Origin of the sequence: Bifidobacterium sp. FKU (genome assembly GCF_026016385.1) — a bacterium.
Lineage (GTDB): Bacteria > Actinomycetota > Actinomycetes > Actinomycetales > Bifidobacteriaceae > Bifidobacterium > Bifidobacterium infantis.
The window spans coordinates 2,094,111-2,118,607 of sequence record NZ_CP092888.1 but is presented as its reverse complement, the minus strand read 5'-3'; the positions used below and the strand labels follow the sequence as shown (position 1 = coordinate 2,118,607).

Sequence of the window (24,497 nt, the reverse complement as noted above, 5' to 3'; positions counted from 1 at the left end):
CTTTCATAGTGAGAACTTAGAAAGGCAAGGTGGAATACGTGTGTAATGAAAACGAACCGCAGATGAACTTCAGTAAGAAGAGAGCAACGTCACATTCCGCTGATTATGCGTGAATGTGACGTCCGGTCTCATACTTGGATTTCGCGCATGCGGTGAATGGCGTCGGTATCGGTTTCGCAGCGCCACGAGTAGAAGGCCAGCAGCCCTACGGCAAGCAGAGCCAGCGGCATACCGCCCAGACCGGTATAGCGATAGTTCATCGAGAAGGTGGTGAGCATCGCGCCGCCGACAATCGAGCCGATGGCATTGCCGAAGTTGAAGGCCACCTGCACGGCTGCGCCGGCGATGAGCTCGCCGCCGCCTTGGCCGGCTTCGGTCATCAACAGCTGTTGCGGAGCGGAGATGAAGAACAGTCCGAAGGCGATCCAGAAGGTCAGCAAAGCAGTAGTGCCCTGGTTTCCCGGCAGTAGCAAAACCATCAGCAAGCCGATGCAGGAAATCGTCTGACCCAGCGCGGCAGTGCCGGCGTGGCGCCATTTATCTGTGATGCGACCGCCGATAAGACCGCCTATCACCATGCCGAAGCCGGCAAGCATCATCAATAGCGGTACCAGGTTAGACGACCAGCCACCGGTCTTCTGCAGCCAAGGGGAGACGTAGCTCCACCAGCAGAACACGCCTGCGTTGCCGGTGAACACGGCGGCCAGAATCACCCACGGTCCACGACGAGTAAGGAATTTGAACTGACCGGCGATGCCGGCGTCCTTAATCGGCGCAACGAAGGGGATCCATGCCAGAACTAGCACGATGGTCATTGCCGCCCATGCAGCCAGAATACCGAATGCGAGGCGCCAGGATAGGAACTCAGCCATCAGGGTGCCCGCCGGTACGCCGAGCATATTGGCTACGGTTTGGCCGGTGACCATTACCGATACGGCTTGTGCTTCTTTGCCCTTGTCGGCCAAGGTTTTGGCGATGAGTGTGGCGGTGCCGAAAAATGCGCCGTGCGGCAGGCCGGCAATGAAGCGCGCGACAATCAGCGTGGCGGCATTGACCGAGAACGCGGAGGCCAGATTACCGATAAGCGCAATCACCATAAACAATATGATGAGGTTCTTCGGCGGCACCTTGCGGCCGAATACCAGAATCAGCGTGCCGAAGCACACGCCGATCGCATACGCGGAAATGTAATGGCCTGCGGTGGGGATGTCCACGCCGGTGGCGGCCGCGGCCTGCGGCAGAATGCCCATCATCACGAACTCGGCGGCACCGAGAATGAACGCGCCCGAAGCCAGTGCAAGCAGACTCTTCTTCATGGTTCCTCTAACTACTTCAGTATTACTTACAAAAACAGTGCGGCAATCGATTGATTCGAGCGATATATTACGGTGGTCCGCCAACAAATACGGGGCTTGCCGCGCCGGTTTGTCGCTGTGTGCGGCGGGTTGTTTACCGCTGTTCGATCGCTTGGTTTGATTGTTGGGGCAGGAAACGAAAAACCGGATTGCTGATTCCTCAACAATCCGGTCCAGTTGTCGGGCTGGCGGGATTTGAACCCGCGGCCTCTTCGTCCCGAACGAAGCGCGCTACCAAGCTGCGCTACAGCCCGTTTGGCAACAGACGTAGATATTACATTGTGGTGGTGGACAATGCAAATCGGCATGTCGCGAGTGTTGCGTGATGATGGATTCGCCATGTGTACAGGTCTCTCAAGCCTTGTGCAGAGCCGGTTTTGCGTCATGTGAGCGGGTGTTCAGATGGCCGTGCGGTCTGCCGGGCTCATAATCGCCGGCCTTGCGTACACTGATGAATCATGGCTGAAGTTGTCGAAAATACCGAAAACACTGAGAACGAAACCCCGGCCGTCCCGCAGATGAGCACCGTCGAACGTGCGGAAATGCTGCTCAAGCAGGACGCCACCATCCGCGAGAAGGTCAAGTCCGGTGCCACGCTGGACGAAGCCGTGGACCCCTCCAACAAGGAGTTCGGCCCGCTGGGGCATCCCGAGCAGGTGCAGATGCGCGTGGCCAAGCGCGCGATGATGCTTGAGGCCGGCATCGCCCCCTACCCGGTGCACTTGGACGTCACCGACACCATCGAGGAGATTCGCGCCCGATATGACGGCAGGCTTGAGGCCGGCGAGGAAACCGAAGACATGGTCGGCATCGCGGGCCGCGTGCTGTTCCTGCGCAACGCGGGCGGCCTGTGCTTCGTGCAGCTGTCCGCCGGTGACGGCACCAAGATTCAGGGCATGATCTCCAAGAAGGAGATTGGCGCCGACTCGCTCAAGCAGTTCAAGCAGCTCGTCGACCTTGGCGATCACCTGTACCTCAAGGGCCGCGTCATCGCCTCCAAGACCGGCGAGCTGTCCGTGTTCGCCACCGAATGGGCCATCGCCTCCAAGGCCCTGCAGCCGCTGCCGGCCCTGCACAAGGACCTGAACGAAGACACCCGCACCCGCAAGCCGTACATCGGCATGATCGCGGACGAGAACATCCGCAACATGGTGCGCAACCGCTCCAAGGCCGTGGCCTCCCTGCGCCGCACCTTTGACGACCACGACTTCCTCGAGGTCGAAACCCCGATGCTGCAGACCCTGCACGGTGGCGCGGCCGCCCGCCCGTTCACCACGCACATGAACGCCTTCGACCTCGACCTGTACCTTCGCATCGCCCCGGAACTGTTCCTCAAGCGCTGCCTGGTCGGCGGCATCGATCGCGTGTTCGAGATCAACCGCGATTTCCGCAACGAGGGCGTCGACGCCACCCATGCCCCCGAATTCACCATGGTCGAGGCCTATCAGGCGTATGGCACATACGATTCCATCGGCCAGCTGGTCAAGGAGCTTGTGCAGAAGACCGCCATGGACGTGTTCGGCAGCCACAAGGTGACGTTGCTGGATGGCACCGAATACGACTTCGGCGGCGAATGGAAGACCATCAGCATGTACGATTCGCTGTCCGAGGCATTGGGCGAGGAAATCGTGCCGAACGGCGGCCCTGAGCATCCCGGCACCTCCGTTGAGCATTTGGGCGCCATCGCCGACAAGCTCGGCGTGGAGCGCGACGACGTGGAGAACCACGGCAAGCTCGTCGAACACCTGTGGGAGCACTTCTACGAGGACAAGCTTTACGAGCCCACCTTCGTGCGCGACTTCCCGGTCGAAACCTCCCCGCTGGTCAAGGGCCACCGTACCAAGCCCGGTGTGGTCGAGAAGTGGGATCTGTACGTGCGCGGCTTCGAGCTGGCTACCGGCTACTCCGAGCTCAACGACCCGATCGTGCAGCGTGAGCGTTTCGTGGCCCAGGCCAAGGACGCACTCGCCGGCGACGAAGAGGCCTGCGACATCGATGAGGACTTCCTCGAGGCTCTCGGCGTGGGCATGCCCCCGGCCGGCGGCATGGGCATGGGCATCGACCGTCTGCTGATCGCCCTGACCGGCGCCACCATCCGCGAAACCATCACCTTCCCGCTGGTCAAGCCGCTGAACTGAGACGCGTATGCCAAAAGAGCGGGGCCTTCGAATCATAACGATTCCGATGGCCCCGCTCTTGTTTGACGGTACTGGCTCAGGGGACTGGCCCATGCATCACCGTTCGGGATTGAGAAACCACGTGGCTTCTCCGTCGTGGGTCTTCTCGAAGCGATGGCCGTACCACAGGCTGAGTATCGGGGCGAGTGCGAGATTGACGATGATCGCCGGTGCCGCTCCCAACGCGACGGACAGCGTCGCCGTGTTTCCCGTTGCCTTATACGCGATCACCGATGCCGTCCATGTCAACGCGCACGCGATGAGCGTGATTCTGCTTATCTGGCGATACATCCTCTGTTCCACCCACGCATCGTAGCGTGAGCGTGCTTCGCGATATGCGCGGCTTGTACCCGAATGCGCGGAATCGTGATATTCGGCCCAAGCGAATCCCAACAGCACGATGGCGGCCATTCCTTCTCCCGCCGCGGATGCCCATTCGGCTTGAGACAGGTCGACGATGCACAGCGGAATGGAGGAAAGCGCCAGGAAAAGCAACACGATCGTCCATACGGACTTTGTGCGCGATCGTTTGGTATTGGGTTTAAGCATTATCATCATCTCTTTCGGAACCCGAATCATCCATGTTCTCTGAAGCGGCTGCATTGCTCTTGTCTGCGGGAGGGAACGCCCGAACGAAGTATCCAAGCAATACTATGGTCGCTATCGCGGAGGTGACGGCTCGCCGAAGCCAGCCGTTTTTGAGATCGAGAAAGAACAGCACGGCCGTTGCTATCGCTCCCAGCAGGCAGATACTACCCAGAACATACCGTTTCCAGGTATTTCTGGGGTCTTCCTGTGGCTGGTTCTTCGGTGGAGTCATTGGATGCCTGCCTTATGTCTATGACTGTTATAGGAACAGCATGATTGTCTTAGTGACGAAGTTGGCCCACCAATCATTCATCCCTACCGCCTTGCATGCACTGTAAATGATATGCTCAGTTGTGCCGGTGAAATGGTCGATGTAATCCAAGAATTTGCCGATTGGCCCAATGGCCTTGCGAACCGAAGCGGGGAGTTGGTTGAAGATCCTAAGAATCGCTCTTGCGAGCTTGGAATATGCTCCTCTTGTTGCGGGTGCATGTTCGTCAAGAGCATGATTGCCTGAGATAAGAGCCTCATACAATGTCGTAGCTTCATCATTGGTGATCTGGGTGAGTTCCTCGTCGGTAAAACCAGCATGTCTCAAGGCGTCACGTTGAATTTCAGAGTCGGCTGACGGAACGGCGCTCGATGCGGTTGATGGTTCATCGGCCATTGCCGTAGCCGTACCGGCGGCAAAACCTATTCCGGTGATTAGGGAGAGGGAAAGCAATGAAGCAACTGCTTTTCTGTTTGTGTCTAGATGCATGAAGTAACCTCCTGGATTGCTCAGTGACGCATCAGGCGATGCGTTGGTGACTAATGTAAAGCCAAGAGGTTTGCGTTGCGTAGCGTTGTCGCCCGGCTGGGGGACATGTCGCTCGAAAGGATGACGGAGGTTGCGTAGCGGGCAAGGTGCGGCAATGATTGAGATGACATCGAATATGCTTTTGAAGAGGCGTTATGGACGAAGATGAAGCCGCATCGATTGCGATACTCGACAATGATGATTTGACGTTGGCCGCGTTGCGTACATGGTTGCGCAATAATCTGTTGGGGGCTGAAGTGGCGTGGACTACCGATGACGCCGGACGCGCAGCGTCCGCAGCCTTGTCCGATCGCACGCGCCCCGACATTCTGATCACGGACATGTCGCTGAACGGGCTTTCCGGGGAATGGGTTATCCGCTCGATCAGGGAACGTACCGCCAAAACTCCTATCCTGGCAATTACTTCTTTCCCTTTGGAGGTGTATGCCGAATCGGCGGCCCGTGCCGGAGCGCAGGGCATCATCGCCAAACGTGATTTGAACGCAATCTGCAACGCCATCAGCGTCGTATTGCAGAACCGCACGTGGACTCATGGCGTTGAAAGCGATGTTGCCGAGCTGTTCCTTCCGGCTACGGAGGCCCATCGACGCGCCATGCACGGCGATGAGGGGCGGAAGCCTCGATTGACGGAGCGTGAAGAGGCCGTGATCGGATTGTTTACGCGGGGTCTTACTTCCAAGCAGGTTGCTGATCATCTGGGGTTGACGGAGAATACGGTCAAAACGTATTCCCATCGTATTTTTGCGAAACTTGGCGCTTCCAATCGAGGCCAGGCCATAGCCATATGGATGGCTGATGGAACGAGTGGAAATAATGCTTGAGCGGAAGTCCGAAGAGCATTCGTCGGAAACGGAACAGGGCGATGCATCATCCGACGAATTCGATGCCATCTGGTCCGATCTGATATCATCCGCACGCTCGTCCATGACCATGATGGCGGTAGCGGTGCCGTTGCTGCTGTGCGCGGCGGGCTGTCTGGTGCTATGGAATCTCACCCATAACGATATCTGGGTTGGTTACCTGTGGATCTGCGTTATGATGATGGTGACATATAGCGTATATGTTCAGTGGTCGTCGGCGCGAGGATTCTTGGCTGCGATGAGAAGGAAATCTCGCGGTGCGGCCAAGGCTCCTGGCGGCGTGGAGGACGCGCGTCCCCCACGTAACGATCGGTTGTTCGGCATTGTCGCCGTGATTGTCCCTCTTGTGCTGGTGATCGGCGCATCTTGCATCCACGTGATTGGTCTGGAACCCGAATTCGTCATCGGGGTCAATATCGCGGCGGCGGTGCTGTATGCCTTGTATATCGCGTGGTTCGCCCTGACTTTGGTTGTGCGTGAGGTGAGGCGGATCGTCGCCGATCGGAATCGACGTGTGGATGAGCTCGCCGAGCGTGTGAGGCTTGTCGAACGGGATAATCGCATTGCCAGTCGCATCCATGATTCCGTTACGGGAGAACTGTCGTACATCGCTTTTCTTGCGCAGAACAAACTGCAGGAATCCGCCGCCGATGGTTCGAGGCAGGCGGCTGATTGGAATCGCGTCAACGATACGGCGCAACGCGCGTTGGATGAGATGCATGCGGTGATTGATCTGCTGCGACATGAGGATACCGGTGCCACCGATGCCGGGAATGAAGGTGATGGGTGGACTGCTGGGCAAGTGGGTTCGAAGATTCGGAAGCGTACAACGGATTCTCCGGCTGAACGGATGCGGACCATGATGGCCCAGGGTGATGAGCGCATGAACAGTCTTCGTTTGTATGGGGAATCGAGATTGGATGGCGAGTTCCCTGCCGGCATGGGCTGTGAGGATCCTGCTTGCAAGGAGGTCTTCAATCTGATTGCCGAACTCTATGCCAATATCGCCAAGCATGCGGATCCTGCGCAGCCATATGGCGTATTCGTCACCGTTGCCGCCGAGTCGGTGACGGTCATGCAATACGATTCATGCAAGGAACGTGAAGGTCTGGAGCCTTCGCGGCGAGGGCTGAAGCTGCATCATTCGATCATCGAATCGATGGGCGGGGTGCTGAACGCCAGTTTCGAGGATGGACAATGGACCTTATATGCTCAAATCCCCTTCGGCTTCGTGCACCCGAGCGGGTGACGGCTCCATTGCGCTTGATGTCCGCCTGTGCTGTGATTCTCCGGGAACTCGGTCGGAACCCATACCGGGCGTGCCGTGGCGAAGTCCGACGTTGGAACGCGCAGCCGGGCGATCGCCATGTGGCTCACCCGACAATGGTGGTGTCAGGAAAGCGCAACCGCACGTAGAATGGCGCTCATGCACATATCGACTTGGATTCGCGGCGCTCGCCCGAAGACGTTGCCGTTGTCGGTCGCTCCGGTGATCATCGGGGCCTCGTTGTCATGGCCGGGCGTGTCCGGATACTCGCGTGGCGGTGATGCATGGCATGATCCGTGCCCGTTCTTCGGTGGGCAGCATGATCTGGGGGAGATGCGATTCGGCTCGTTGGCCGGCGAATGCCAGCGCTCCGCAGGCTGGTTCGTGCTGGTGGCGGTGCTGTGCGGCTGCGTGGCGCTGTTCCTGCAAATCGCCGCGAATTTTGCGAACGACTATTCCGACGGCGTGCGTGGCACCGACGAGGGACGTGCCGTCGATACGGCGCGATCGTTTGCGGAAGCACCGTCCACGGAACCGGATTCGGCATCGGGAACGCTTCCGTCATCGCGGCGTCGGCAGGGTCCCGCCCGGCTTGTCGCATCCGGCGTGAGTCCCAAGAAGGTGCTGGCCGCGGCCGGAATCAACGCGCTGATCGCCTGCCTGTGCGGTCTGGCCGTCATCGCGTTGACCGGCTATTGGTGGTTCATTCTGGTCGGCATCGCATGTCTGGCGGCCGGCTGGTTCTATGTTGGTGGGAAACACCCCTACGGCTACCACTGTCTGGGTGAGGTTTCCGTATTCATTTTCTTTGGATTGGTCGCCACTTGTGGCACCATGTTCGCGTTGTCTGGCAAGGTTTCGGCGAGTGGACTGCTTGGTGGTTCAGCTGCGGGATTGGTTTCGGTTGCTGTGCTGTGCGTCAACAATCTGCGTGACATCGAATCTGACCGCAATCACGGAAAACATACGTGGATGACTGCAATGGGGCTGCGAAACGGCACTATCTTCACTATCGTAATCCTGATTATTTCGGCATTGCTTGCGTTGCACCATCTGTTGCAATCGTCGATATATGCAACCAGTAGCATTCCGCTGATCGTAATAATCGCAGTTATTGCCATACTGTGCGCGGCGCAAATTGCCGCATTATGCGCAATCGCAAGAAAAACCTACCGCAAAGCACTACCGCTCTGTACACTTGCCTCGCTGGCGCTCGCCCTGGTCTACGTGACTTCGTCGATATTGGTTTAGGCGGTGAAATGCCGGGGGGCAGTGGATGGCGGGTCGGAAAACAACGATTCCAGCCCGCCGCCACTATTTGTTGTCATGCAGGAAGGCCAAGGTCTCCGAAGCGAGGAACGATATAATTGCAAAGTTGTATTGCCTGCTTATCGACAAAACGATCCCCAGCGCAAAGAGTGACCACACTGCAATCGTCTTCCAGATTCTCATATGTGCTTAATTAAGCGAAGCATTGTTTCTTGATGCCATCGATTCCGAGCAGTTCCGCAGCTAGGGCAGATGCGGCTCCGCCGAGAGCATGTAACTTCTCATAGCTGAAGGATGCTCCGGCTATAATCTTAACCGCTTCCACAACGCCGCCCAGAGATTTGATGAGTTTTTTAATTTTCAGAATTTTTGCCGCAGGGAACGCGGTAGAGGCGATCACTGCAGCGATTGCCGCCACACATCCGCCAACACTGGCGCGACCCATGGGCTGTTCGTTGAAGTCGTGTTCCTGCATCCAGAGACGAGTTGCTGCATTCCCCTCTCCGAGGACATCGTCGGGAATTTCCATTATCAATTCCAGGCCTCTTTGAAGTTCTTCCTCCTGCAAGGTTTGTGTATTGCTTATACTGTGGGGATGATTCACGAATTCAGCTTCTGAAGCGTTAGCAACGTTAGCGCTTGAAAGAATAATCGTGCATGCAATAAAAGAAGAGATTGCTATTTTGATACCTTTAATCATCTTTTTTCCTTAATATTGAGTTAAGATAATCAAATAAACAAAGTAATTATTTTTGTAACAGTTTGTGCGGTTGTGTTATCCATTCCTACGTATCGACAGGCACTGTAGATGACTTGTTCTTCTGTACCCGTGAAATGATCGATGGCAGCAAGGAATCCGCTGAGCCCTGTGTATTTTCCAATTGCTTTTCGTGCCGAGGCTGGAAGTTTATTCCAGACCTTGAGCACGCTCTTTGCAACAGCAGAGAGTCCGATTCGGCTTTCTCCTGAGTAGGTTTCAGCATTTTGAGACTGGAGGTCTGAGTATGAAGAGGTCGTATGGGCCGTATAGATCGGCGCAATATCTTCAGCCATTGCAGATTCAGCCCCCACCAGGAGACTGCTGCCGCCGATGATAACAGTGATGAGAACTGCTGTTAATTTCTTTTTGTTATTTCCCATAATTTCTTTCCTTTTATGAACCAAGATAGATCGATGATCGGTGTCAGATATCGTTTTGTCACCTTTTTTCGCGACATGGCTGGCCTGAAAGGCGAAAAAGGTGTTGTATGGTAGCCATGGAAGACGTATTGAAGTTGGGAATCGTCGACAACGATGAATTGACGATTGGTGCGCTGACCGCGTATCTACGTAGACATGAACCCGTCATTCGGATTGCTTGGACCGTGACGGCGGGGAGGAAAGCGATCGAACTCTGTCTGAATGAAAAGAAACGTCCGGATGTGCTTCTTGCTGACATGTCTTTGTCTGATATGGAAGGTGTTGAAGTTGTGCGCCGGATTCGCTTGCGAACGCCATTGATGCCAATACTGGCTATTACGTCGTTTCCCATGGAAGTATATGCTCCGTCCGTTTCGAATGCCGGTGCGCAAGGCATCATCGCGAAGCGTGATCTGAAAAGTGTGGTCCGGGCCATTCATGCGATACATGAGGGAGGGATATGGAATAAAACCGGTCTGGAATGCGCGTTCCATACTTGCGAGCAGGCGCACGCTTTGCTGAATGATGCCACCGACGAGCCATGCGATGTTGCCTCGCTTACCGTCAGAGAAGCGCAGATTTTGCAGCTGTATGCTCAAGGTCACACTTCTGTGCATGTGTCTGAAGAGCTAGATATTTCCGTAAACACCGTTAAAACGCTGACGACCCGCATGCTTCGTAAATTAGGTGCGGCGAGTCGCGGTCAGGCCATTGCCATTTGGCTAGATGGGGGAACGAATTTTGCGTGACTTTGATAATGAGCTGGAGAAACTGTTGCATGAGACGCAGGGAGATGTTGCGTCCGTCAAGTCTTTTCTGATAAAGGCATTGCCGTTGGTGTCTGGTTTCTTTCTTGCAGCTTACATGTATCGGCAAGATGCTGATCCCTTCTGGTTAATGGTGTCGCTGCTGCTTCTTGTGGTGACCGTAGGGTATTTGATTCTTTCAATCATGCATGATGTGGTTCTTGCTTTACATAAGGGGAAGACGCATCGGGACGTATCCGCAAAAGTTTGGCACCGTATGATTATCTCCATGGAGAAAGTGGCTGATAACGACCTGCTCGCACTCTTTTTCGTAATTATCATTCCAGTGGCGATATTACTTCTGCTGAAGGTTGGGGACAGCTATTTACGAGATCAGGTGGTACTGCGATGGCTGCAAAGTTTTGTCTGCTTGATATATCTCACATATTTAGCGATAGTTGTATTCGTTCAGGCGCATCGTGCGCTATTACTTGTTATGAAGGCACGAAATGTGCAAATGCGCCAAATTGAAGAGCGAATGGCCATTATGCGCAAGAATGATGCGATTGCCAGCAGGACACATGACACGGTTAGTAGCGGATTGTCGTTCATTGCATTCACTGCGCAAAAAAACATTGAGGATGGCGCAGCTCCGCAGCGTGATTGGAATGATGTGAATGAAGCGGCGATGAACACATTGGATAATGTGCATAAGGTCATTAGGCTTCTTGCTGCAGGGCCGGTTCCCCAAACGGATGACTTGTCGAAATCGTCTTCGCCTGACGGATGGCATATGTTTGTGGATGCGTGTGCCTTAGGAGATGTTCGTTTGCGTAAACTCGGATTTGGCGGAACATCGAAAGTGGCAGCTGGAACAGCTTGTGTTTCAGCTGACGTGACAGCTCGGATATCGGGGTTGATTACCGAGATCTACACCAATATCAGTAGATATGCGGATAAAAACGTTCCGTATCTTCTGACTATCGAAGAAAAAAATGATGAGGTAATCATCACGCAGGCCAATGGCATTGCAAATCTGACGGTCGATAATTCCGAAGATCGTGGTTCAAGGGGATCCGGGAATGGTCTGCGGATGCATGCCCAATGGATTGACAGTATCGGAGGTGTGCTCAACACCAGCAAAGAGGATGGCGAATGGATTCTTTATGCGAGTATTCCAGTAAGTCGGGAATGATGAATGGGATACCGTTATGTTTGCCCTGATGGTCTTGTTTCCGTAGCTGAACGCAGATGGTTGTGCAACGGAATGTGAGATGTTGCATAAACATAACTCGAATAATCGAGAAAACACTCGTCTTTGGGTGTGCGAGGCGGTAGACTGAACCGTATGACCTACAAACTAGTACTGCTCCGTCATGGACAGAGCGCATGGAATAAAACCAATCAGTTCACCGGCTGGGTCGACGTTCCGCTGACCGAACAGGGTGAAGCCGAAGCCAAGCGTGGCGGCGAGCTGCTCAAGGAGAAGAACGTCCTTCCGGACATTGTGTTCACCTCCCTGCTGCGTCGCGCTATCAACACCGCCAACATCGCTCTGGATGCCGCAGATCGTCTGTGGATCCCGGTTCAGCGTGACTGGCGTCTCAACGAGCGTCACTACGGCGCTCTGCAGGGCAAGAACAAGACCGAGATCCGCGAAGAGTACGGCGATGAGAAGTTCATGCTGTGGCGCCGTTCTTACGCCACCCCGCCGCCCGAGATCGACCCGAACGACCAGTACGCCCAGAACAACGACCCGCGCTACGCCGGCGATCCGGTTCCGGAAGCCGAGTGCCTGGCCAACGTTGTTGAGCGTGTGAAGCCGTACTTCGAATCCGCTATCGAGCCGGAGCTCAAGGCCGGAAAGACCGTGCTGATTGCTGCCCACGGTAACTCCCTCCGCGCCATCGTCAAGATGCTGGACAACCTGTCTGAGGAAGAGATCGCCAAGGTCAACATCCCGACCGCCATCCCGCTGCTTTATGAGCTGGACGAGAACTTCAAGCCGATCAAGCCGCGTGGCGAGTACCTGGACCCGGAGGCTGCTGCTGCCGGTGCCGCCGCCGTCGCCGCTCAGGGCCAGAAGTGAGCCTAAGCCGCTAACACGGTACAAGCTGTAAGGGGAGTCGCACATAACGTGCGGCTCCCCTTTGCTATGCCTGCCAAATCCCCATGGGGCGGTGATCACCCCATGGGGCGGTAAAACCCTCATGGGGCGGTAAAACCCTCATGGGGCGTTAAAACCCTCATGGGGCGGTAAAACTCTCATGGGGCGGTATGCCAGAATGGCTTAATTCCGCGGTTTCACATATCCTTCAAACCGCCCCATGGGCAAGTTACCGCCCTATGGGTGTTTTGCCGCCCCATGGATACGCCGATGTACCGCCCAAAAGCAACAAAAAACGGCGTCCAGCCGTAGCCGGATCGCCGCTTTCGGGCATCCTCCTCAAACCATAGGAGGACAAGTGTTCAGTTATTCGCCCAATGTGAGGACAGGCTCCCAATCAGTCGATGTCGGTGCCTTCATCGCGGGCCGGTTCCTTGGTGGGGTCGAAGCCGGAGACGATGTACACCACGCGACGGGCGGCGGACACGGCGTGATCGCCGAGGCGCTCCAGGAAACGGCCCAGCAGCACGATATCCACGGTCTGCTGGCGGGTGATGTCATCGGACAGCGCCAGATCGAAGGTCTGGTGGTGCAGGTTGTCCAGCTTGTCGTCGGCCAGGATGATGGCCTCGGCGGTCTTGGCATCGCGATCGGAGAGCATAGCCACCAGCTGGTCAGCGGTGTTGTCCAGGAAGTCGATCATCTCGGCGAACACCGGCTGAGCGGATTCAGGAATCGCGGCGGCGGGGTAGGTGCGGCGAGCGGCCTCGGCCACGTGGCGGGCAAGATCGCCCATACGCTCGAACGTGGAAGCCAGACGCATGGTGGAAACGACTACACGCAGATCGGTGGCCACCGGGTTCTGCTTGGCGAGAAGCTTGACGCACTGGTCGATCACGGAGGACTCCAGGGCGTCGATCTCGATGTCGCCGTCAATCACAGTCTGTGCAGCCTCAATGTCCTGGTTCAGCAGGGCTTCCCCGGCGCCGTTGATCGCCTTGCGCACGTCCTGCGCCATACGGTCGAGGTCATCGGCAACCTGCTTCAGCTCCTCGTTGAAAATAACGCGCATTTCTCTAGCCTTTCATGCTTGCTTACTGCAACCTGTACCAGTGTATTATTCCAGTACTTGCTCCCCACTTCAACGTAGGTAATGGCAACCTCAAGTTGTTCTACTGTTCATTGGGTTGTTCACCTGAAATTCATGTTACCGGCGTGCCGGGAAACCGCAATCCCAGCGTGTGGTGTGAAAGAATGGGGGCATGACACAGATGCCGCTCGTCGCCGCGATTGCTCTTATTGTCGCGGCTGTTTTATTTGTGGTGGGAATCATCACGCTCATCGTGGGATTTGCGACACATCGAGTGTACGTGGAATCGCCGCTGGCCGATGATGACGATAATGACGATCTGTCCGACGACACTGCCACGCTGCTGTCCATGCTGCCGGGTGCGTCCGTGGTGGTCGACGAGCACGACGAGGTGGTCCGCTGCAATCCCGCCGCCTACCGCCTGGGTGTGGTGTCGGATGACGCCATTGCCCAGCAGCAAGTGCTGGATGCCATTCACGAGGCGCGCAAGTCCGGTGGCAAGCGCCAGTTCGACTTGACCACCGATACTCCGGAGCGGTACGTCGTGGCCCAGAACAAGGGCGATCACGTCGCCACGCAGTCCGTCCACCGCCCCAACTGGCTGAAGGTGACTGTGGGGCGTATCAACGAGCAGTTCGTTATCGTGTTGATTACCGATGTCAGTGACGTGATTCGTTTCGCTCAAGTGCGTGACTCGTTTATTACCAATGTGTCCGAGCAATTGTTGGGCCCCACCGAAGCTCTGGCCAAACTCGCCGATTCGCTGGAGTCCGGCAATCTGGACGAACAGCAGGTGGCTGCCGATGCCCGCCAGGTGCGTTCCAGCTGCAGCAAGCTCAACCATATGGTGTCCGATTTGCTACTGCTCATACGCGCACAGGAGCCGATTACGCCGTCTTCCGCCAACCGACTGAACGTTATGGAACAGCTCAGGGCCACGGCGGCGCGACTAGAGCCGCAGGCAGCCGAGGCTGGCGTGCAGCTGAACATCAAGGGCGACGATGATCTAGTCATCAATGGTGAGGCGGACCAGATCGACGGCGCCGTGACCAAGCTCATCGAAAACGCCATCGGCTATTCCAAGGAAAATGGCGTGGTCAGCGTGTCCGCATCCAAAGACAAGGATGGCGACCGTGCGGTGATTCGCGTGATCGACCAAGGCACGGGCATCGCTAAGAAGGATCAGGCGCGCATCTTCGAGCGGTTCTATCGGGGTGCGGAACAGAGCAATCGCACGGCGGAGGGTGTGGGACTGGGCCTGGCCATCGTCAAGCATGTGGCGCTGACCCATCATGGTGATGTGACTGTATGGAGCGCGCCCGGGCAAGGCAGTACGTTCAGCCTGACGTTGCCGTTGGCGCAGTGAACTTTATTACTGTCCGAGGCGGCGGTAGTCCCAGCGGTCGAAGTATTCCCAAATCAGCAGTAGCAAGCCAATAATGACACCGGCCACGCACATAATCACCAACGGCATTACGCTGTAGCCCACGGCCAGCAGAATCAGCACGACAATCAACGCCACAATCCATAGACCGGTACCGATGGCAAACACCTTTCGCAGATCCACCCGTACGGGCTTGGGTGCGGGCTTGCGGACGGCAGGGTCAATGAGAGGCGCGAACTTCATACTCATGCACTGTAGTAAGAGTAGGGAGGGGCGTCAAACATCCCTCCCTACGATTTATTCAATCGGTATCAGTTGAGACCGATCAATGTGCATGGCATATATGGTCGGCCATGCGAGGCATAGACCTCCATCACAGGTGCTCGACCACATAGTCGACGCACTTGGTAAAGGCCATGACATCAGCCGGCTCCACCGAGGGGAACACGCCAACGCGCAGCTGATTGCGGCCCAGCTTGCGGTAGCCGGCGGCGTCCACGATGCCGTTCTCGCGCAGGATGGACAGTATCTGGGAGGCCTGGACGCGCTCGTCCAGATCAATGGTGACCACGGCGTTCGAGCGGGCGTCCGCATCGACGACGAACGGAGCGGCGTATTCGGAGCGCTCGGCCCACGAGTACAGGATGGATGCGGACTTGGCGCAACGCGTGGTGGCCCAGGCGAGGCCGCCGTTGTTGTTGAGCCAGCGAATCTGGTTTTCCATCATGATCAGGGTGGCCACGGCGGGCGTATTCAGGGTCTGATCCTTGCGGGAGTTGTTCAGTGCCGTGGTCAGCGAGAGGAACGGCGGCACCCAGCGATGTGCGCCTTCCAGATGAGCGCTTGATTCGACGCCTGCCGCACGATCGATAGCTTCGGGGGAGAGGATGGCGACCCACAGACCGCCATCGGCACCGAAGGCCTTCTGCGGTGAGAAGTAGTAGACGTCGGTCTGGCTGATGTCCACAGGCAAAGCGCCGGCTGCGCTGGTGCCGTCGATGACGGTCAAGGCACCGGCTTCACGACTTCCGGCCACGCGGCGAATCGGGGCGGCCACACCAGTGGAGGTCTCGTTGTGAGCCCAGCAATATGTGTCCACGCCCTCGGTGAGCTCAGGCAGACGGTAAGTGCCCGGCTCGCCGGGGAACAGCACCGGGTCTTCAAGGAAGGGTGCGTTCGCGGCGGACGCGGCGAACTTGGCACTGAACGAGCCATACGTGCCGAATGCGGCGCGACGGGTGATCAGTGAAGCGCAGGCAATCTCCCAGAACGCGCTGGCACCACCGTTGCCAAGCGCCACCTCATACCCTTCAGACAGGTGGAAGAACTCGCGCAGACCTTCACGAATCGAAGCGACCAGTTGCTTGACTGGTGCCTGGCGATGTGATGTGCCAAGCAGGGTGGTGGCGCCGGCATCGAGCGCGGCGATCTGTTCGGGGCGGATTTTGCTGGGACCGGAGCCGAAGCGACCATCTTCGGGCTTCAGCGACTCGGGAATACTCAGTGTGATAGTCATGGTTTCAAGGGTAGACCAGTGTTGGGGAATATCGCGGATAATGCTCGGTGTGCGGGATTACTGCGGGGCTACTGCGGAATTCCGGGGTGCCGGGCGGCAGTGGTGGCAATGCGGAATGCAGTGCAGAATGTACGCAGCACATCATGGCTACGGTGTGTCGGAATGACATGAGTTAGTGATTCTTCCGATAACCGGATAGTGAGGTTCGTGAACGGGCGGAAACAAGGCAGTCTTTCACCCTGCCGCACGGTTACGTAAATCGTTTGACACGCCCGGATGGCAGGGAATCGCATTGAGGATTGACCTCTGTTTGTTGTACAGTACTCAATCGTGACGGTCATACGAGGTCATCGCAATGACCCCGCCGAACCCATCCAAGGAGTTAACGTAGTATGAAGCATGCTTCGCATAAAGCGACCACGGTCTCGCGCCAGAAGTTCAGCTTAGCGAAGGCACTGTTTGCCTCCGGCAAGGGTTCTCATTCCGTTCGTGCCGTGCGCGCGGTGCAATCCGCTGGTAGCGACGCTGTTGTTTTGGGGCTTGATCCGGCCATTGCCGAGAAGATCAACGAAATCGCTCCCCAGACTCGTCGTTCCATTCGTGAGGCCGCTCGTGCCGCTGAACACCGTAGCCATATTCTTGCCTCGGCCTCACTGGCTGCTCTGGTCGGCACGGCCGCAGGCGCTCTCGCGTTTTCCAGCAATGAAGACGCCGTGAACCCGTTCGTGGCTGATCCGGCCACGACGACCACGCAGATTAAGCGCATCAGCGATGTGACTGCGGCTTCTCGTTCAGAAGCACGTATGGATTTGAGTTCATCCTCCGTTACCGCACAGTCCACCAATGAAGGCGGTTGGGGGCTGAGCAAATCAGACAGCACCTTGGACGCCAAGCTGATGAATCGCAATAATGCGAACAATCCTGTGGTGTCGGCTCTCATGGATGTCGATGGCGATGCTGTGCCGGCTGGCTTCAACCCGAACCATGCCGTTGGCACCAACTCCAACAACTATCCGTGGGGTCAGTGCACGTGGTACGCGTACCAGCGTCGTGCCGAACTGGGACTGCCTTCCAGCGGCAACTTCGGCAATGGTGGCGAGTGGGCGGCGTCAGCTTCCGCTCTGGGCTATTGGGTGGACAACACTCCTCGCCATGTCGGTGATGCTGTGGTGTTCGCTCCTGGCCAGGCCAATGCCGATGGCACGTACGGCCATGTTGCCGTTCTGGAAAAGATCAATGCCGACGGCTCCATTGAGATCTCCGAATCCAATGCCAAGGGATTGGGCGTGATTTCGACCCGTACGTTCAGCGCCGCCGAAGCCGGTAAGCTCCAGTACGTTCACTACTGATTCATTTCATTGGCTTACATTCGATGATTGCTGTTCGGATGTGACGTCGCCCTATCGGCAATCGTTCGCGCGAAATGACATTTCAAGTGTTGCGGCCGCGTATTAGTCCGAACTGACCTATGCCGACACGCCGATATATCCCAATAGCTCCGAGGTGTTTTATTCCTTCCATCCTGTACGAGTTAATGCGCACCGTGTAGGGTGATGGTTCTATGAAGACTAGAACTGTAGCTTCTTCCATTGTTGCCGCGATTGTCTCCTGTGCTTGCTTGTTTATGTTTGTTCCTACAGCAACTGCAGCTGAGGGTGTTACTGTGACTTCCACCAAGTCCTTCCCCTCGTATACCCAGGTGCGCAAAGATCTGACGACTGAAGCCACTGCCACGAGCGTTGAGGACAATGCTGATTGGGGTGGCATTGAGAACCTCGATGTGCCGCAAACGGAATCTCAGGCGGAAAAGGATGCCGCAGCGGCCAAGAAGGTTGCCGAAGAGGAGGCCAAGAAGCAGGCGGAGGCCGAGGCTCAGGCGACTCGGGATCAGGCCAACGCCGCGAGCCGTAATGAGTCTCGCTCTTCTGTTACTTATTCCGATGCCAGTGGTTCGGTTTCCGCTGGTGCCGCTGCTTCCGTTGACCGTGCCTACTCGTTGATCGGACAGAGCATGGACTGCACCGCATTGGTCAGTCAAGCGTTGGCGGCCCGTGGCATTAACTTCCACGGTTGGCCTGAAGAGTACGTCAATGTTCCTGGTGGCCACGTAGTTACAGACGGGTCCCTGCAGCCGGGCGATATTCTGATTTATGCCAACACCGGTGGATGGAACGGTGGTGCACACTACGATCATGTGGCGTTGTATGTCGGCAACGGTCAGGCGGTCCATGGTGGATGGAATGGCCATAGCGTGGCTCTCGCTAGTGCCATGACCGAAAAGCTCACCATCGTGGTGCGTATCCCGTGATGTAGTCTTATTGATTGATATATTGCAGGCCTCGGATGCCAATCGGTACCCGAGGCCTGTTGCGTTCTCCTGCCGAGTGATACACCCGCGACATCATCTTCGAAATGATATTCCTGTTATAAAATCGACCCATGTGTGCTAAGGTAAGGCGCTGATGACGAACGTTAAGAATATTATTTCCACATCAGTGGCGGTTATCGCCACGGGTGCCATGTTTGCATGCGTAGCCCCGTTTGCCTCTGCCGATTCCGCGCAGACGAGTGCTGTGGTGTCCTCACGTTCTTTCCCGAAGGCGAGTTCGGTGAAGAAGAATCTGTTCGCCGAATCCACCTCCACTTCGGTTGACGAGAACTCTAAATGGGGTGGCATTGAGACTCTTGATGTGCCACAGACCGAGTCTCAGGCCGAGAAGGAAGCTGCTGCTGCGGCGGCGGCTCAGAAAGCCGCTGATGAAGCTGCGGCAGCCCAGTCCGCTGCTGCTGCGGCAGCCAGCCGCTCTGAACAGCGTGCGTCGATTCCACAGGTTGACTTGGGTAAGATGACTGGCACTGGCGCTGAGCTTGCTAGCTTCTCACTGAAGTTCCAAGGCTATCCGTATGTTGCCGGCGGCAACACTCCGGCAGGATGGGATTGCTCTGGTTTTGTACAGTACGTCTTCTCCCAGTTTGGCATCTCCCTGCCGCGAACCTCTGGTGCTCAAGCCACTGTGGGTACTCCGATCGCAAGCTTGGCGGATGCCAAGCCGGGTGACATTCTTGCGAATGGTACTCATGCGGCCATTTACATCGGTAACGGACAGGTGATGAATGCTATGAACCCGGTGCAGGGAACGGCAGTAAGCGGCGTTTCCGTATTCGGTGGAGCTGGATATTCCATTCGCCGCGTGATGTGACAAGAATTATGCGGTAAGCGAATTCGTATTAAGGCACGTCCTGTGGGATGTGCCTTTTTTCGTATACACGAATATCTTTTTGAGCGGAGGATACCGGCCAAACCGAGTGTCGCGGGGTATTGTTGGAGATACGCGGTATTCGTGCCGCGGATACCTTCAAGGAGGTCGTCATGATTAACGACAAGGCCATTCTCGTCGGCGTTGACGGGTCGCATGCCAGTTACAAGGCAACATGGTGGGCCGCGAATTATGCAAAGCACGCGGGGCTGACGCTGCAGATTGTCTGCGCATATTCCCTGCCGAGCTATGCCGCCGTTTCGTTCGATGCCACTTACACGGCGATGGGGGACGATAACGCCGCACATTCCGATGCTCAGGAGATTCTGTCCAAGGCCAAGGCCATCGCAGACGAGCAGGGCGTCGAAGCCGCCACACTGATTGTTACCGGAGATCCGGCATCGGTGTTCGTCGAATTGTCGCGTAACTACAATCTGATCGTCATCGGCAACCGTGGCAAGGGCGGTCTGGCCGAGCGTCTGCTGGGCACCACGTCCTCGTCGCTGCCGGCATACGCCTACTGCCCGATTGTGGTGGTGCCGTACACCGATGATGACGGTAACCTGATGCACCTGAACAACACAATCACCAAGGTGGCCGTCGGCTCCGACGAATCCAAGTGGGGGCTGAAGGCACTGGATATTGCCGCCGACTTCGCCACATGCTGGGGTGCGGAACTGGACGTGATTTCCGCCGTGCCGAACATGAAGGGCGTGGATGGCGAGGACGCCGTCATGGAGTCCTACAAGGACGATCTTGAGGTGCGTATCAAGCCGTTGCAGGAATCGCATCCTGATCTGAAGATCAACAAGCGGATCGTTTCCGGCCCGGCCGTCAGCGCACTGACCAAGGCCAGCTACGATCACGATGTGGTTGTTGTCGGTTCCCGTGGTCGTGGCGGCTTCACTGGCTTGCTGCTGGGCTCCACCAGCCAGGGACTGCTGCAGCATGCGGCCGGCCCGGTGTACGTGGTGCCGCGCAAGTACGTTGAGGCCGCGGAATCGCGTCTCGACACCGTGCCGAGCTCGCCCGCCGAGATACCCACCAAGTCCTTGGAGGATATCGCCGGCGTCGAAGAGGTACCGGTGCCTGCGGCCGAACCCGAGGTCGCGCGGCAAATCGAGAAGACCATCGATCCCGACAAGCACTAGACTCCGGACGCGATGGGTCCTGCGACGGGGCGTCGCCAAGACGGCCGGGGGAAGGGATGCGGTGCGGCCGCCGTCCCTTCCCCCGGCCTTGCTGTGTTTCCCTAGTGCTTGACAGTGACGTTCATGCGCACCGGGGTCTCCTGCACGTAGGTGTGCTTGACTGTGCAACCCTTGTCGATATGGCGGGTGACGCGCTCTTTGAGCTTGTCGGCATCCTCCTCGGACAGCCCGGCGTCGGAAGCATCAATCACCACCTGCTCCTCGAAACCGGTGTAGGCGTCGTTCTCAGGGTCGTACGTGCCATCCACCACAATCTTGGCACCCTTGCCCTCACCCAGCGTATGTTCGATGGCGAACTGGCTGGACAGCGCGGCGCAACCGGCCAGCGCGACCTTCATCAGATCGCCCGGCGTGAACTGGCCGCGATCCTTGCCGAACTTAATGTGTGCGCCATCGTCGCTGAACGCATCCCACGAACCGTCTTTGTTGCGCTCAACCCACAGTCGCTTACCCATAGCTGCTCCTTTATTTTCAGCCGCCGACGATCTGGCCCATCGCCATGCCAGCGGGGGAGCGCGGCACCTGGCCGCTCTCCCGCATCATTGGACTTCTCTATTATGCCCCTAAGCTACACTGGTGCACATGGCTTTGACCGAAGAACAACTCGCAGATATTCGCTCCCGTATCCCCGCACGTCCCGAAACGGACATTCCGATGCCCTATGAGGACCTGGTGCGCAAGATCCTGACCGAAGGCACGCTGAAGTCCGATCGCACCGGCACCGGCACGATTTCCCTGTTCGGCCAGCAGATGCGCTTTGACCTGTCGAAGTACTTCCCGTTGCTGACAACCAAGACCGTGTTCTTCAAAGGCCTGGCCTATGAGCTGCTGTGGTTTTTGAAGGGTTCCTCCAACATCAACTGGCTGCTGGAGCACAACGTGCATATTTGGGATGAGTGGGCGGACGAGAACGGCGATCTGGGCCCGGTCTATGGCGTGCAGTGGCGTTCCTGGCCCGCGCCGACCCCCGAGGACCCGAATCGCACCATCGACCAGATCTTCAATGTGCTCGACCTCATCAAGCATCATCCGGATTCGCGCCGCATGATCGTCTCCGCGTGGAATCCGGCCGAGGTGGAGAAGATGGCGTTGCCGCCCTGCCACGCGCTCTTCCAGTTCTACGTGGCCGACGGCAAGCTAAGCTGCCAGCTGTACCAGCGTTCCTGTGACATGTTCCTCGGCGTGCCATTCAACGTCGCCTCCTACTCGCTGCTCACCATGATGATGGCGCAGCAGACCGGGCTCAAGCCGGGCGAATTCGTCTGGACCGGCGGCGACTGCCATGTTTACGACAACCACGTCGACCAGTTCCTTGAGCAGCTGGGCCGCAAGCCCTACCCGTACCCGACCATCGAGATCCGTAAGGCCGATTCTCTGTTCGACTACCAGTATGAGGACTTCAAGGTCGTCGGCTACCAGCATCACCCTACTATTAAGGCACCTGTTGCGGTCTGATGCTGATTACCATTTCGTGGACAGCGAAGACTGTGAAGGTGACGGACCCCGAGTCTTCGCTGTCCACTACACTAAGGCCCAGTTCCGCAATCCAGGAGGAGTAAGCGAAATGGAGCATGACAGTAGCCGTAGCGGCTATCACGAACCCGAGCCCGGATCTGCCGGGCTGTCTGCCACTGAAGAAGACTGGGGTGACGATTATCCCAAGACCTTCTCGGTGAATCTTATCTGGGCCGAAGCCCGCGACAAGGAAGGTCGCGCCGGTGCCATCGGCCTCAATGGCGGCATGCCTTGGCACTGTGCCGAGGATATGAAGCATTTCAAGGAGCTGACCGTCTCCCATCCGGTGATTATGGGTCGTAAGACTTGGGAATCGCTGGGGGTCAAGTACCGGCCGTTGCCCAACCGCGACAACATCGTCGTTTCCCACGATCCGATGTACCGTGCGCCGGGGGCCACTGTGGTCACCAGTCTTGACGACGCGCTCGATATGGCCCGTCAGGAGGCGATTCCGGACGACGGTCTGGACCGTTCGGAGATTTGGATCATCGGCGGTGCCCAGCTGTTCGCCGAGGCTTTGCCGTTCGCGGACAAAGCCTATGTGACTGATCTGGCCGCCACCGTGGATGCCGACAGCTACGCGCCTGATATGGCGTCGCTGGTCGAGGCCGGGATGTGGCGGGAAGCCGAAGTGGGCGAGTGGCATACGCCCGCCAAGGAGGAGTCCGGCATCGATTCCTATCGTTTCCGTATCTTGGCTAAAACCAAGTGAGCATGCGAATCCGGCTTATGCCCTTTATAGCGGCATGAGCCGGATTCATATTCATTCGACCCCAACAATACAGTCGGGCCGTGTGCGGCCCGTTGAAGTCCGATTGAGGATTTATTCAAAGCTATGAGCAATACCCAGCCCTACACCGTAATGACCGTCTGCACCGGCAATATCTGCCGTTCGCCTATGGGCGAGATCATTCTGCGTCACTTCTTTAATGAGCGCGGTCTTGGCGACCAGGTGAACGTGGAATCCAGTGGTGTGTCCGACGAGGAGTGGAGCCACCCGATCGACCCGCGTGCCGTGCGCGTGCTACGCGAACGTGGCTATGGTGATGAGATTCCGCGTGACCACTTCGCACACCGCATCTCACGTGAGGAAATCGACCGTACCGACCTGTTCCTGCCGATGACCGCCTCCCACATGCGCGCCCTACTGCGCATGCTGCCGTCCGGCAAGCGCGCCGAAGTGCACATGTACCGCAGCTTCGACCCGAATCTGCCCAAGCCGAAGCCCGGCCGCGAAGATCAGATCGATCTGGTGGATCCGTGGTACGGCGGCAAGCACGAGTTCGAGGTCGCCATCGACCAGATTGAGGAAGTCGCCCCGTACATCGTCGATTGGGTGGCGAAGCAGCTGTAGGAATCGGCCTGTGGCCGATGTTGTGTGTTTCGCAGTCTTACGACTGCGGGTCACCGCTTCGCGCTGCCACCTCCCTTACAAAGGGAGGTGGCAGCGCGAAGCGGGTCGCCGGGTGCCGAAATGCCGAAGCGGTGTATGGGTGCCGCCCGGCCCAGGTGAGTCACGCCCGGATCAGTTTCTTGCCCCTGAGACGCAGCACGACATCGGCGGAGTCGGCGACGCGCTTGGAATGCGTCACCACGATCACGCATTTGCCGAGCTGATGGGCGGCGTGCTGCAGCAGATGAATCACCTCGTCGGTCATCTCCGGGTCGAGGCTGCCCGTCGGCTCGTCCGCGAGGATCGCGCGGCCCGGGGCGACCAGCGCGCGGCCGACCGCCACCCGTTGACGCTGGCCGCCCGACAGGTGCATGATGTTGCGCTTGGATTCCTCACGGCTCAAACCCAGTTCCTCGAGGATCTTCATATCGGCCTTGGCGCTGACCAGCCGCAGGTTCTCTTCGGGGGTGAGGTAGTCGATCAGGTTATGGTCCTGGAACACCAGGGACACGTGCTCCCGACGGTGCTTCGCATAACCCGATGCGGCGATGTCCTCCCCCTCGAAGCGGACCACTCCCCGGGAGGGGGCGTCCAGGCCGGCCAGCAGCGACAGCAGCGTGCTCTTGCCGGCGCCGGACGGGCCGGTGATCGCATACATCTTCCCGGATTCAAAATCCGCGCTGACATCCGAGAGAACAAGGATCTTCGCCGCGCCGTAGGCGTAATCGACATGGTCCAGTTGCAGACAGTTAGACATGATTGG

Annotated in this window: 26 protein-coding genes and 1 tRNA gene; 15 read left to right on the top strand and 12 right to left on the bottom strand. The window is 57.3% G+C overall.

What is annotated here, in order from left to right; translation table 11 throughout:
* Positions 1-128 precede the first annotated feature (128 nt).
* The gene (locus MMB48_RS09585) at positions 129-1,316 is read right to left on the bottom strand and encodes an MFS transporter (RefSeq protein WP_012578424.1); all 1,188 of its coding nucleotides are present in this window, start codon (positions 1,314-1,316) and stop codon (positions 129-131) included.
* A 219-nt stretch (positions 1,317-1,535) separates the two neighbouring features.
* Positions 1,536-1,609 (bottom strand) — tRNA-Pro (locus tag MMB48_RS09580).
* 204 nt (positions 1,610-1,813) lie between these two features.
* Between MMB48_RS09580 and lysS the strand changes: the two genes are divergently transcribed.
* Positions 1,814-3,493, top strand: a complete 1,680-nt coding sequence (lysS, locus tag MMB48_RS09575; protein ID WP_032745442.1) for a lysine--tRNA ligase — start codon at positions 1,814-1,816, stop codon at positions 3,491-3,493.
* Positions 3,494-3,589: 96 nt separating this feature from the next.
* Here lysS and MMB48_RS09570 read toward each other — a convergent pair whose 3' ends face one another.
* Genes MMB48_RS09570 through MMB48_RS09560 form a run of 3 tightly spaced genes read right to left on the bottom strand, consistent with a single transcriptional unit; the run spans position 3,590 to position 4,880 of the window.
* Entirely contained in the window at positions 3,590-4,081 is a 492-nt protein-coding gene (locus MMB48_RS09570; RefSeq protein ID WP_032745440.1) for a hypothetical protein, read from the bottom strand.
* Positions 4,074-4,352 (bottom strand): hypothetical protein, encoded by a 279-nt coding sequence (locus MMB48_RS09565; RefSeq protein ID WP_032745439.1) that lies wholly within the window; start codon positions 4,350-4,352, stop codon positions 4,074-4,076. Before MMB48_RS09565 ends, MMB48_RS09570 begins: the two co-directional genes overlap by 8 nt.
* 27 nt (positions 4,353-4,379) lie before the next feature.
* Complete coding sequence (locus tag MMB48_RS09560; RefSeq protein ID WP_032745438.1) at positions 4,380-4,880, bottom strand: hypothetical protein; 501 nt, start codon at positions 4,878-4,880, stop codon at positions 4,380-4,382.
* Between the two features lie 194 nt (positions 4,881-5,074).
* Here MMB48_RS09560 and MMB48_RS09555 point away from each other — a divergent pair, with 194 nt between their 5' ends.
* The 3 genes from MMB48_RS09555 to menA all read left to right on the top strand — a co-directional run bounded on the left by MMB48_RS09555 (position 5,075) and on the right by menA (position 8,318).
* Positions 5,075-5,761, top strand: a complete 687-nt coding sequence (locus MMB48_RS09555; RefSeq protein ID WP_032745437.1) for a helix-turn-helix transcriptional regulator — start codon at positions 5,075-5,077, stop codon at positions 5,759-5,761.
* A 103-nt stretch (positions 5,762-5,864) separates the two neighbouring features.
* Positions 5,865-7,049 carry a sensor histidine kinase gene (locus MMB48_RS09550; RefSeq protein ID WP_217906302.1) on the top strand — a complete coding sequence of 395 codons (1,185 nt, stop codon included), beginning with the start codon at positions 5,865-5,867 and terminating at the stop codon, positions 7,047-7,049.
* A gap of 177 nt (positions 7,050-7,226) precedes the next feature.
* A complete protein-coding gene (menA, locus tag MMB48_RS09545; RefSeq protein ID WP_409337985.1) occupies positions 7,227-8,318 on the top strand; it encodes a 1,4-dihydroxy-2-naphthoate octaprenyltransferase in 1,092 nt (363 codons plus the stop codon).
* Positions 8,319-8,529: 211 nt separating this feature from the next.
* Here menA and MMB48_RS09540 read toward each other — a convergent pair whose 3' ends face one another.
* Positions 8,530-9,036 carry a hypothetical protein gene (locus MMB48_RS09540; RefSeq protein WP_050496321.1) on the bottom strand — a complete coding sequence of 169 codons (507 nt, stop codon included), beginning with the start codon at positions 9,034-9,036 and terminating at the stop codon, positions 8,530-8,532.
* Positions 9,037-9,065: 29 nt separating this feature from the next.
* Positions 9,066-9,476 (bottom strand): hypothetical protein, encoded by a 411-nt coding sequence (locus tag MMB48_RS09535; protein ID WP_050496320.1) that lies wholly within the window; start codon positions 9,474-9,476, stop codon positions 9,066-9,068.
* 107 nt (positions 9,477-9,583) lie between these two features.
* Between MMB48_RS09535 and MMB48_RS09530 the strand changes: the two genes are divergently transcribed.
* The 3 genes from MMB48_RS09530 to MMB48_RS09520 all read left to right on the top strand — a co-directional run bounded on the left by MMB48_RS09530 (position 9,584) and on the right by MMB48_RS09520 (position 12,350).
* Complete coding sequence (locus tag MMB48_RS09530; RefSeq protein WP_032745433.1) at positions 9,584-10,264, top strand: response regulator; 681 nt, start codon at positions 9,584-9,586, stop codon at positions 10,262-10,264.
* Complete coding sequence (locus MMB48_RS09525) at positions 10,257-11,456, top strand: hypothetical protein (protein ID WP_229773857.1); 1,200 nt, start codon at positions 10,257-10,259, stop codon at positions 11,454-11,456. The genes MMB48_RS09530 and MMB48_RS09525 overlap by 8 nt, the downstream gene beginning before the upstream one ends.
* A 153-nt stretch (positions 11,457-11,609) precedes the next feature.
* On the top strand, positions 11,610-12,350 hold the full coding sequence (locus MMB48_RS09520; protein ID WP_007052347.1) for a phosphoglyceromutase: 741 nt from the start codon (positions 11,610-11,612) through the stop codon (positions 12,348-12,350).
* 415 nt (positions 12,351-12,765) lie between these two features.
* Here the strand turns inward: MMB48_RS09520 and phoU are convergent, their stop codons facing one another.
* Positions 12,766-13,440: a phosphate signaling complex protein PhoU gene (phoU, locus tag MMB48_RS09515; protein WP_012578414.1), complete on the bottom strand. Its 675-nt coding sequence runs from the start codon at positions 13,438-13,440 to the stop codon at positions 12,766-12,768.
* 190 nt (positions 13,441-13,630) lie between these two features.
* On the opposite strand from phoU, the gene MMB48_RS09510 reads away from it, so the two are divergent.
* Entirely contained in the window at positions 13,631-14,824 is a 1,194-nt protein-coding gene (locus MMB48_RS09510) for a sensor histidine kinase (protein WP_032745432.1), read from the top strand.
* A 6-nt stretch (positions 14,825-14,830) separates the two neighbouring features.
* Here the strand turns inward: MMB48_RS09510 and MMB48_RS09505 are convergent, their stop codons facing one another.
* The gene (locus MMB48_RS09505) at positions 14,831-15,085 is read right to left on the bottom strand and encodes a DUF2530 domain-containing protein (protein ID WP_013141263.1); all 255 of its coding nucleotides are present in this window, start codon (positions 15,083-15,085) and stop codon (positions 14,831-14,833) included.
* 130 nt (positions 15,086-15,215) lie between these two features.
* Positions 15,216-16,358: a phosphoserine transaminase gene (serC, locus tag MMB48_RS09500; RefSeq protein WP_032745431.1), complete on the bottom strand. Its 1,143-nt coding sequence runs from the start codon at positions 16,356-16,358 to the stop codon at positions 15,216-15,218.
* 392 nt (positions 16,359-16,750) lie between these two features.
* Between serC and MMB48_RS09495 the strand changes: the two genes are divergently transcribed.
* From MMB48_RS09495 to MMB48_RS09480, 4 genes are all read left to right on the top strand, one after another.
* On the top strand, positions 16,751-17,707 hold the full coding sequence (locus MMB48_RS09495) for a CHAP domain-containing protein (RefSeq protein WP_032745429.1): 957 nt from the start codon (positions 16,751-16,753) through the stop codon (positions 17,705-17,707).
* Positions 17,708-17,919: 212 nt separating this feature from the next.
* Positions 17,920-18,666, top strand: a complete 747-nt coding sequence (locus MMB48_RS09490) for an NlpC/P60 family protein (RefSeq protein WP_012578410.1) — start codon at positions 17,920-17,922, stop codon at positions 18,664-18,666.
* Positions 18,667-18,820: 154 nt separating this feature from the next.
* Positions 18,821-19,558, top strand: coding sequence for a C40 family peptidase (locus tag MMB48_RS09485; protein ID WP_032745427.1), 738 nt, complete (start codon positions 18,821-18,823; stop codon positions 19,556-19,558).
* Between the two features lie 170 nt (positions 19,559-19,728).
* The gene (locus MMB48_RS09480; protein ID WP_032745426.1) at positions 19,729-20,766 is read left to right on the top strand and encodes a universal stress protein; all 1,038 of its coding nucleotides are present in this window, start codon (positions 19,729-19,731) and stop codon (positions 20,764-20,766) included.
* Between the two features lie 101 nt (positions 20,767-20,867).
* Here MMB48_RS09480 and MMB48_RS09475 read toward each other — a convergent pair whose 3' ends face one another.
* Entirely contained in the window at positions 20,868-21,281 is a 414-nt protein-coding gene (locus tag MMB48_RS09475) for an OsmC family protein (RefSeq protein ID WP_007052358.1), read from the bottom strand.
* 199 nt (positions 21,282-21,480) lie between these two features.
* On the opposite strand from MMB48_RS09475, the gene MMB48_RS09470 reads away from it, so the two are divergent.
* The 3 genes from MMB48_RS09470 to MMB48_RS09460 all read left to right on the top strand — a co-directional run bounded on the left by MMB48_RS09470 (position 21,481) and on the right by MMB48_RS09460 (position 23,695).
* Positions 21,481-22,281, top strand: coding sequence for a thymidylate synthase (locus MMB48_RS09470; protein WP_080714953.1), 801 nt, complete (start codon positions 21,481-21,483; stop codon positions 22,279-22,281).
* A gap of 109 nt (positions 22,282-22,390) precedes the next feature.
* Entirely contained in the window at positions 22,391-23,053 is a 663-nt protein-coding gene (locus MMB48_RS09465) for a dihydrofolate reductase (protein ID WP_014485141.1), read from the top strand.
* Positions 23,054-23,176: 123 nt separating this feature from the next.
* The gene (locus tag MMB48_RS09460) at positions 23,177-23,695 is read left to right on the top strand and encodes a low molecular weight protein-tyrosine-phosphatase (RefSeq protein ID WP_012578405.1); all 519 of its coding nucleotides are present in this window, start codon (positions 23,177-23,179) and stop codon (positions 23,693-23,695) included.
* 160 nt (positions 23,696-23,855) lie between these two features.
* Here the strand turns inward: MMB48_RS09460 and MMB48_RS09455 are convergent, their stop codons facing one another.
* Positions 23,856-24,491, bottom strand: a complete 636-nt coding sequence (locus MMB48_RS09455) for an ABC transporter ATP-binding protein (protein ID WP_032745423.1) — start codon at positions 24,489-24,491, stop codon at positions 23,856-23,858.
* Between the last annotated feature and the right edge of the window lie 6 nt (positions 24,492-24,497).

Coding starts and splice junctions, on each gene's coding strand:
- MMB48_RS09470 (WP_080714953.1), top strand. CDS start 21,481: ATGCCCTATGAGGACCTGGTGCGCAAGATCCTGACCGAAGGCACGCTG.
- MMB48_RS09540 (WP_050496321.1), bottom strand. CDS start 9,036: ATGATTAAAGGTATCAAAATAGCAATCTCTTCTTTTATTGCATGCACG.
- MMB48_RS09460 (WP_012578405.1), top strand. CDS start 23,177: ATGAGCAATACCCAGCCCTACACCGTAATGACCGTCTGCACCGGCAAT.
- MMB48_RS09555 (WP_032745437.1), top strand. CDS start 5,075: ATGGACGAAGATGAAGCCGCATCGATTGCGATACTCGACAATGATGAT.
- MMB48_RS09455 (WP_032745423.1), bottom strand. CDS start 24,491: ATGTCTAACTGTCTGCAACTGGACCATGTCGATTACGCCTACGGCGCG.
- MMB48_RS09475 (WP_007052358.1), bottom strand. CDS start 21,281: ATGGGTAAGCGACTGTGGGTTGAGCGCAACAAAGACGGTTCGTGGGAT.
- MMB48_RS09490 (WP_012578410.1), top strand. CDS start 17,920: ATGAAGACTAGAACTGTAGCTTCTTCCATTGTTGCCGCGATTGTCTCC.
- MMB48_RS09535 (WP_050496320.1), bottom strand. CDS start 9,476: ATGGGAAATAACAAAAAGAAATTAACAGCAGTTCTCATCACTGTTATC.
- lysS (WP_032745442.1), top strand. CDS start 1,814: ATGGCTGAAGTTGTCGAAAATACCGAAAACACTGAGAACGAAACCCCG.
- MMB48_RS09560 (WP_032745438.1), bottom strand. CDS start 4,880: ATGCATCTAGACACAAACAGAAAAGCAGTTGCTTCATTGCTTTCCCTC.
- MMB48_RS09570 (WP_032745440.1), bottom strand. CDS start 4,081: ATGCTTAAACCCAATACCAAACGATCGCGCACAAAGTCCGTATGGACG.
- MMB48_RS09485 (WP_032745427.1), top strand. CDS start 18,821: ATGACGAACGTTAAGAATATTATTTCCACATCAGTGGCGGTTATCGCC.
- MMB48_RS09520 (WP_007052347.1), top strand. CDS start 11,610: ATGACCTACAAACTAGTACTGCTCCGTCATGGACAGAGCGCATGGAAT.
- MMB48_RS09585 (WP_012578424.1), bottom strand. CDS start 1,316: ATGAAGAAGAGTCTGCTTGCACTGGCTTCGGGCGCGTTCATTCTCGGT.
- MMB48_RS09565 (WP_032745439.1), bottom strand. CDS start 4,352: ATGACTCCACCGAAGAACCAGCCACAGGAAGACCCCAGAAATACCTGG.
- MMB48_RS09550 (WP_217906302.1), top strand. CDS start 5,865: ATGACCATGATGGCGGTAGCGGTGCCGTTGCTGCTGTGCGCGGCGGGC.
- MMB48_RS09465 (WP_014485141.1), top strand. CDS start 22,391: ATGGAGCATGACAGTAGCCGTAGCGGCTATCACGAACCCGAGCCCGGA.
- serC (WP_032745431.1), bottom strand. CDS start 16,358: ATGACTATCACACTGAGTATTCCCGAGTCGCTGAAGCCCGAAGATGGT.
- MMB48_RS09530 (WP_032745433.1), top strand. CDS start 9,584: ATGGTAGCCATGGAAGACGTATTGAAGTTGGGAATCGTCGACAACGAT.
- MMB48_RS09510 (WP_032745432.1), top strand. CDS start 13,631: ATGACACAGATGCCGCTCGTCGCCGCGATTGCTCTTATTGTCGCGGCT.
- MMB48_RS09495 (WP_032745429.1), top strand. CDS start 16,751: ATGAAGCATGCTTCGCATAAAGCGACCACGGTCTCGCGCCAGAAGTTC.
- MMB48_RS09480 (WP_032745426.1), top strand. CDS start 19,729: ATGATTAACGACAAGGCCATTCTCGTCGGCGTTGACGGGTCGCATGCC.
- phoU (WP_012578414.1), bottom strand. CDS start 13,440: ATGCGCGTTATTTTCAACGAGGAGCTGAAGCAGGTTGCCGATGACCTC.
- MMB48_RS09505 (WP_013141263.1), bottom strand. CDS start 15,085: ATGAAGTTCGCGCCTCTCATTGACCCTGCCGTCCGCAAGCCCGCACCC.
- menA (WP_409337985.1), top strand. CDS start 7,227: ATGCACATATCGACTTGGATTCGCGGCGCTCGCCCGAAGACGTTGCCG.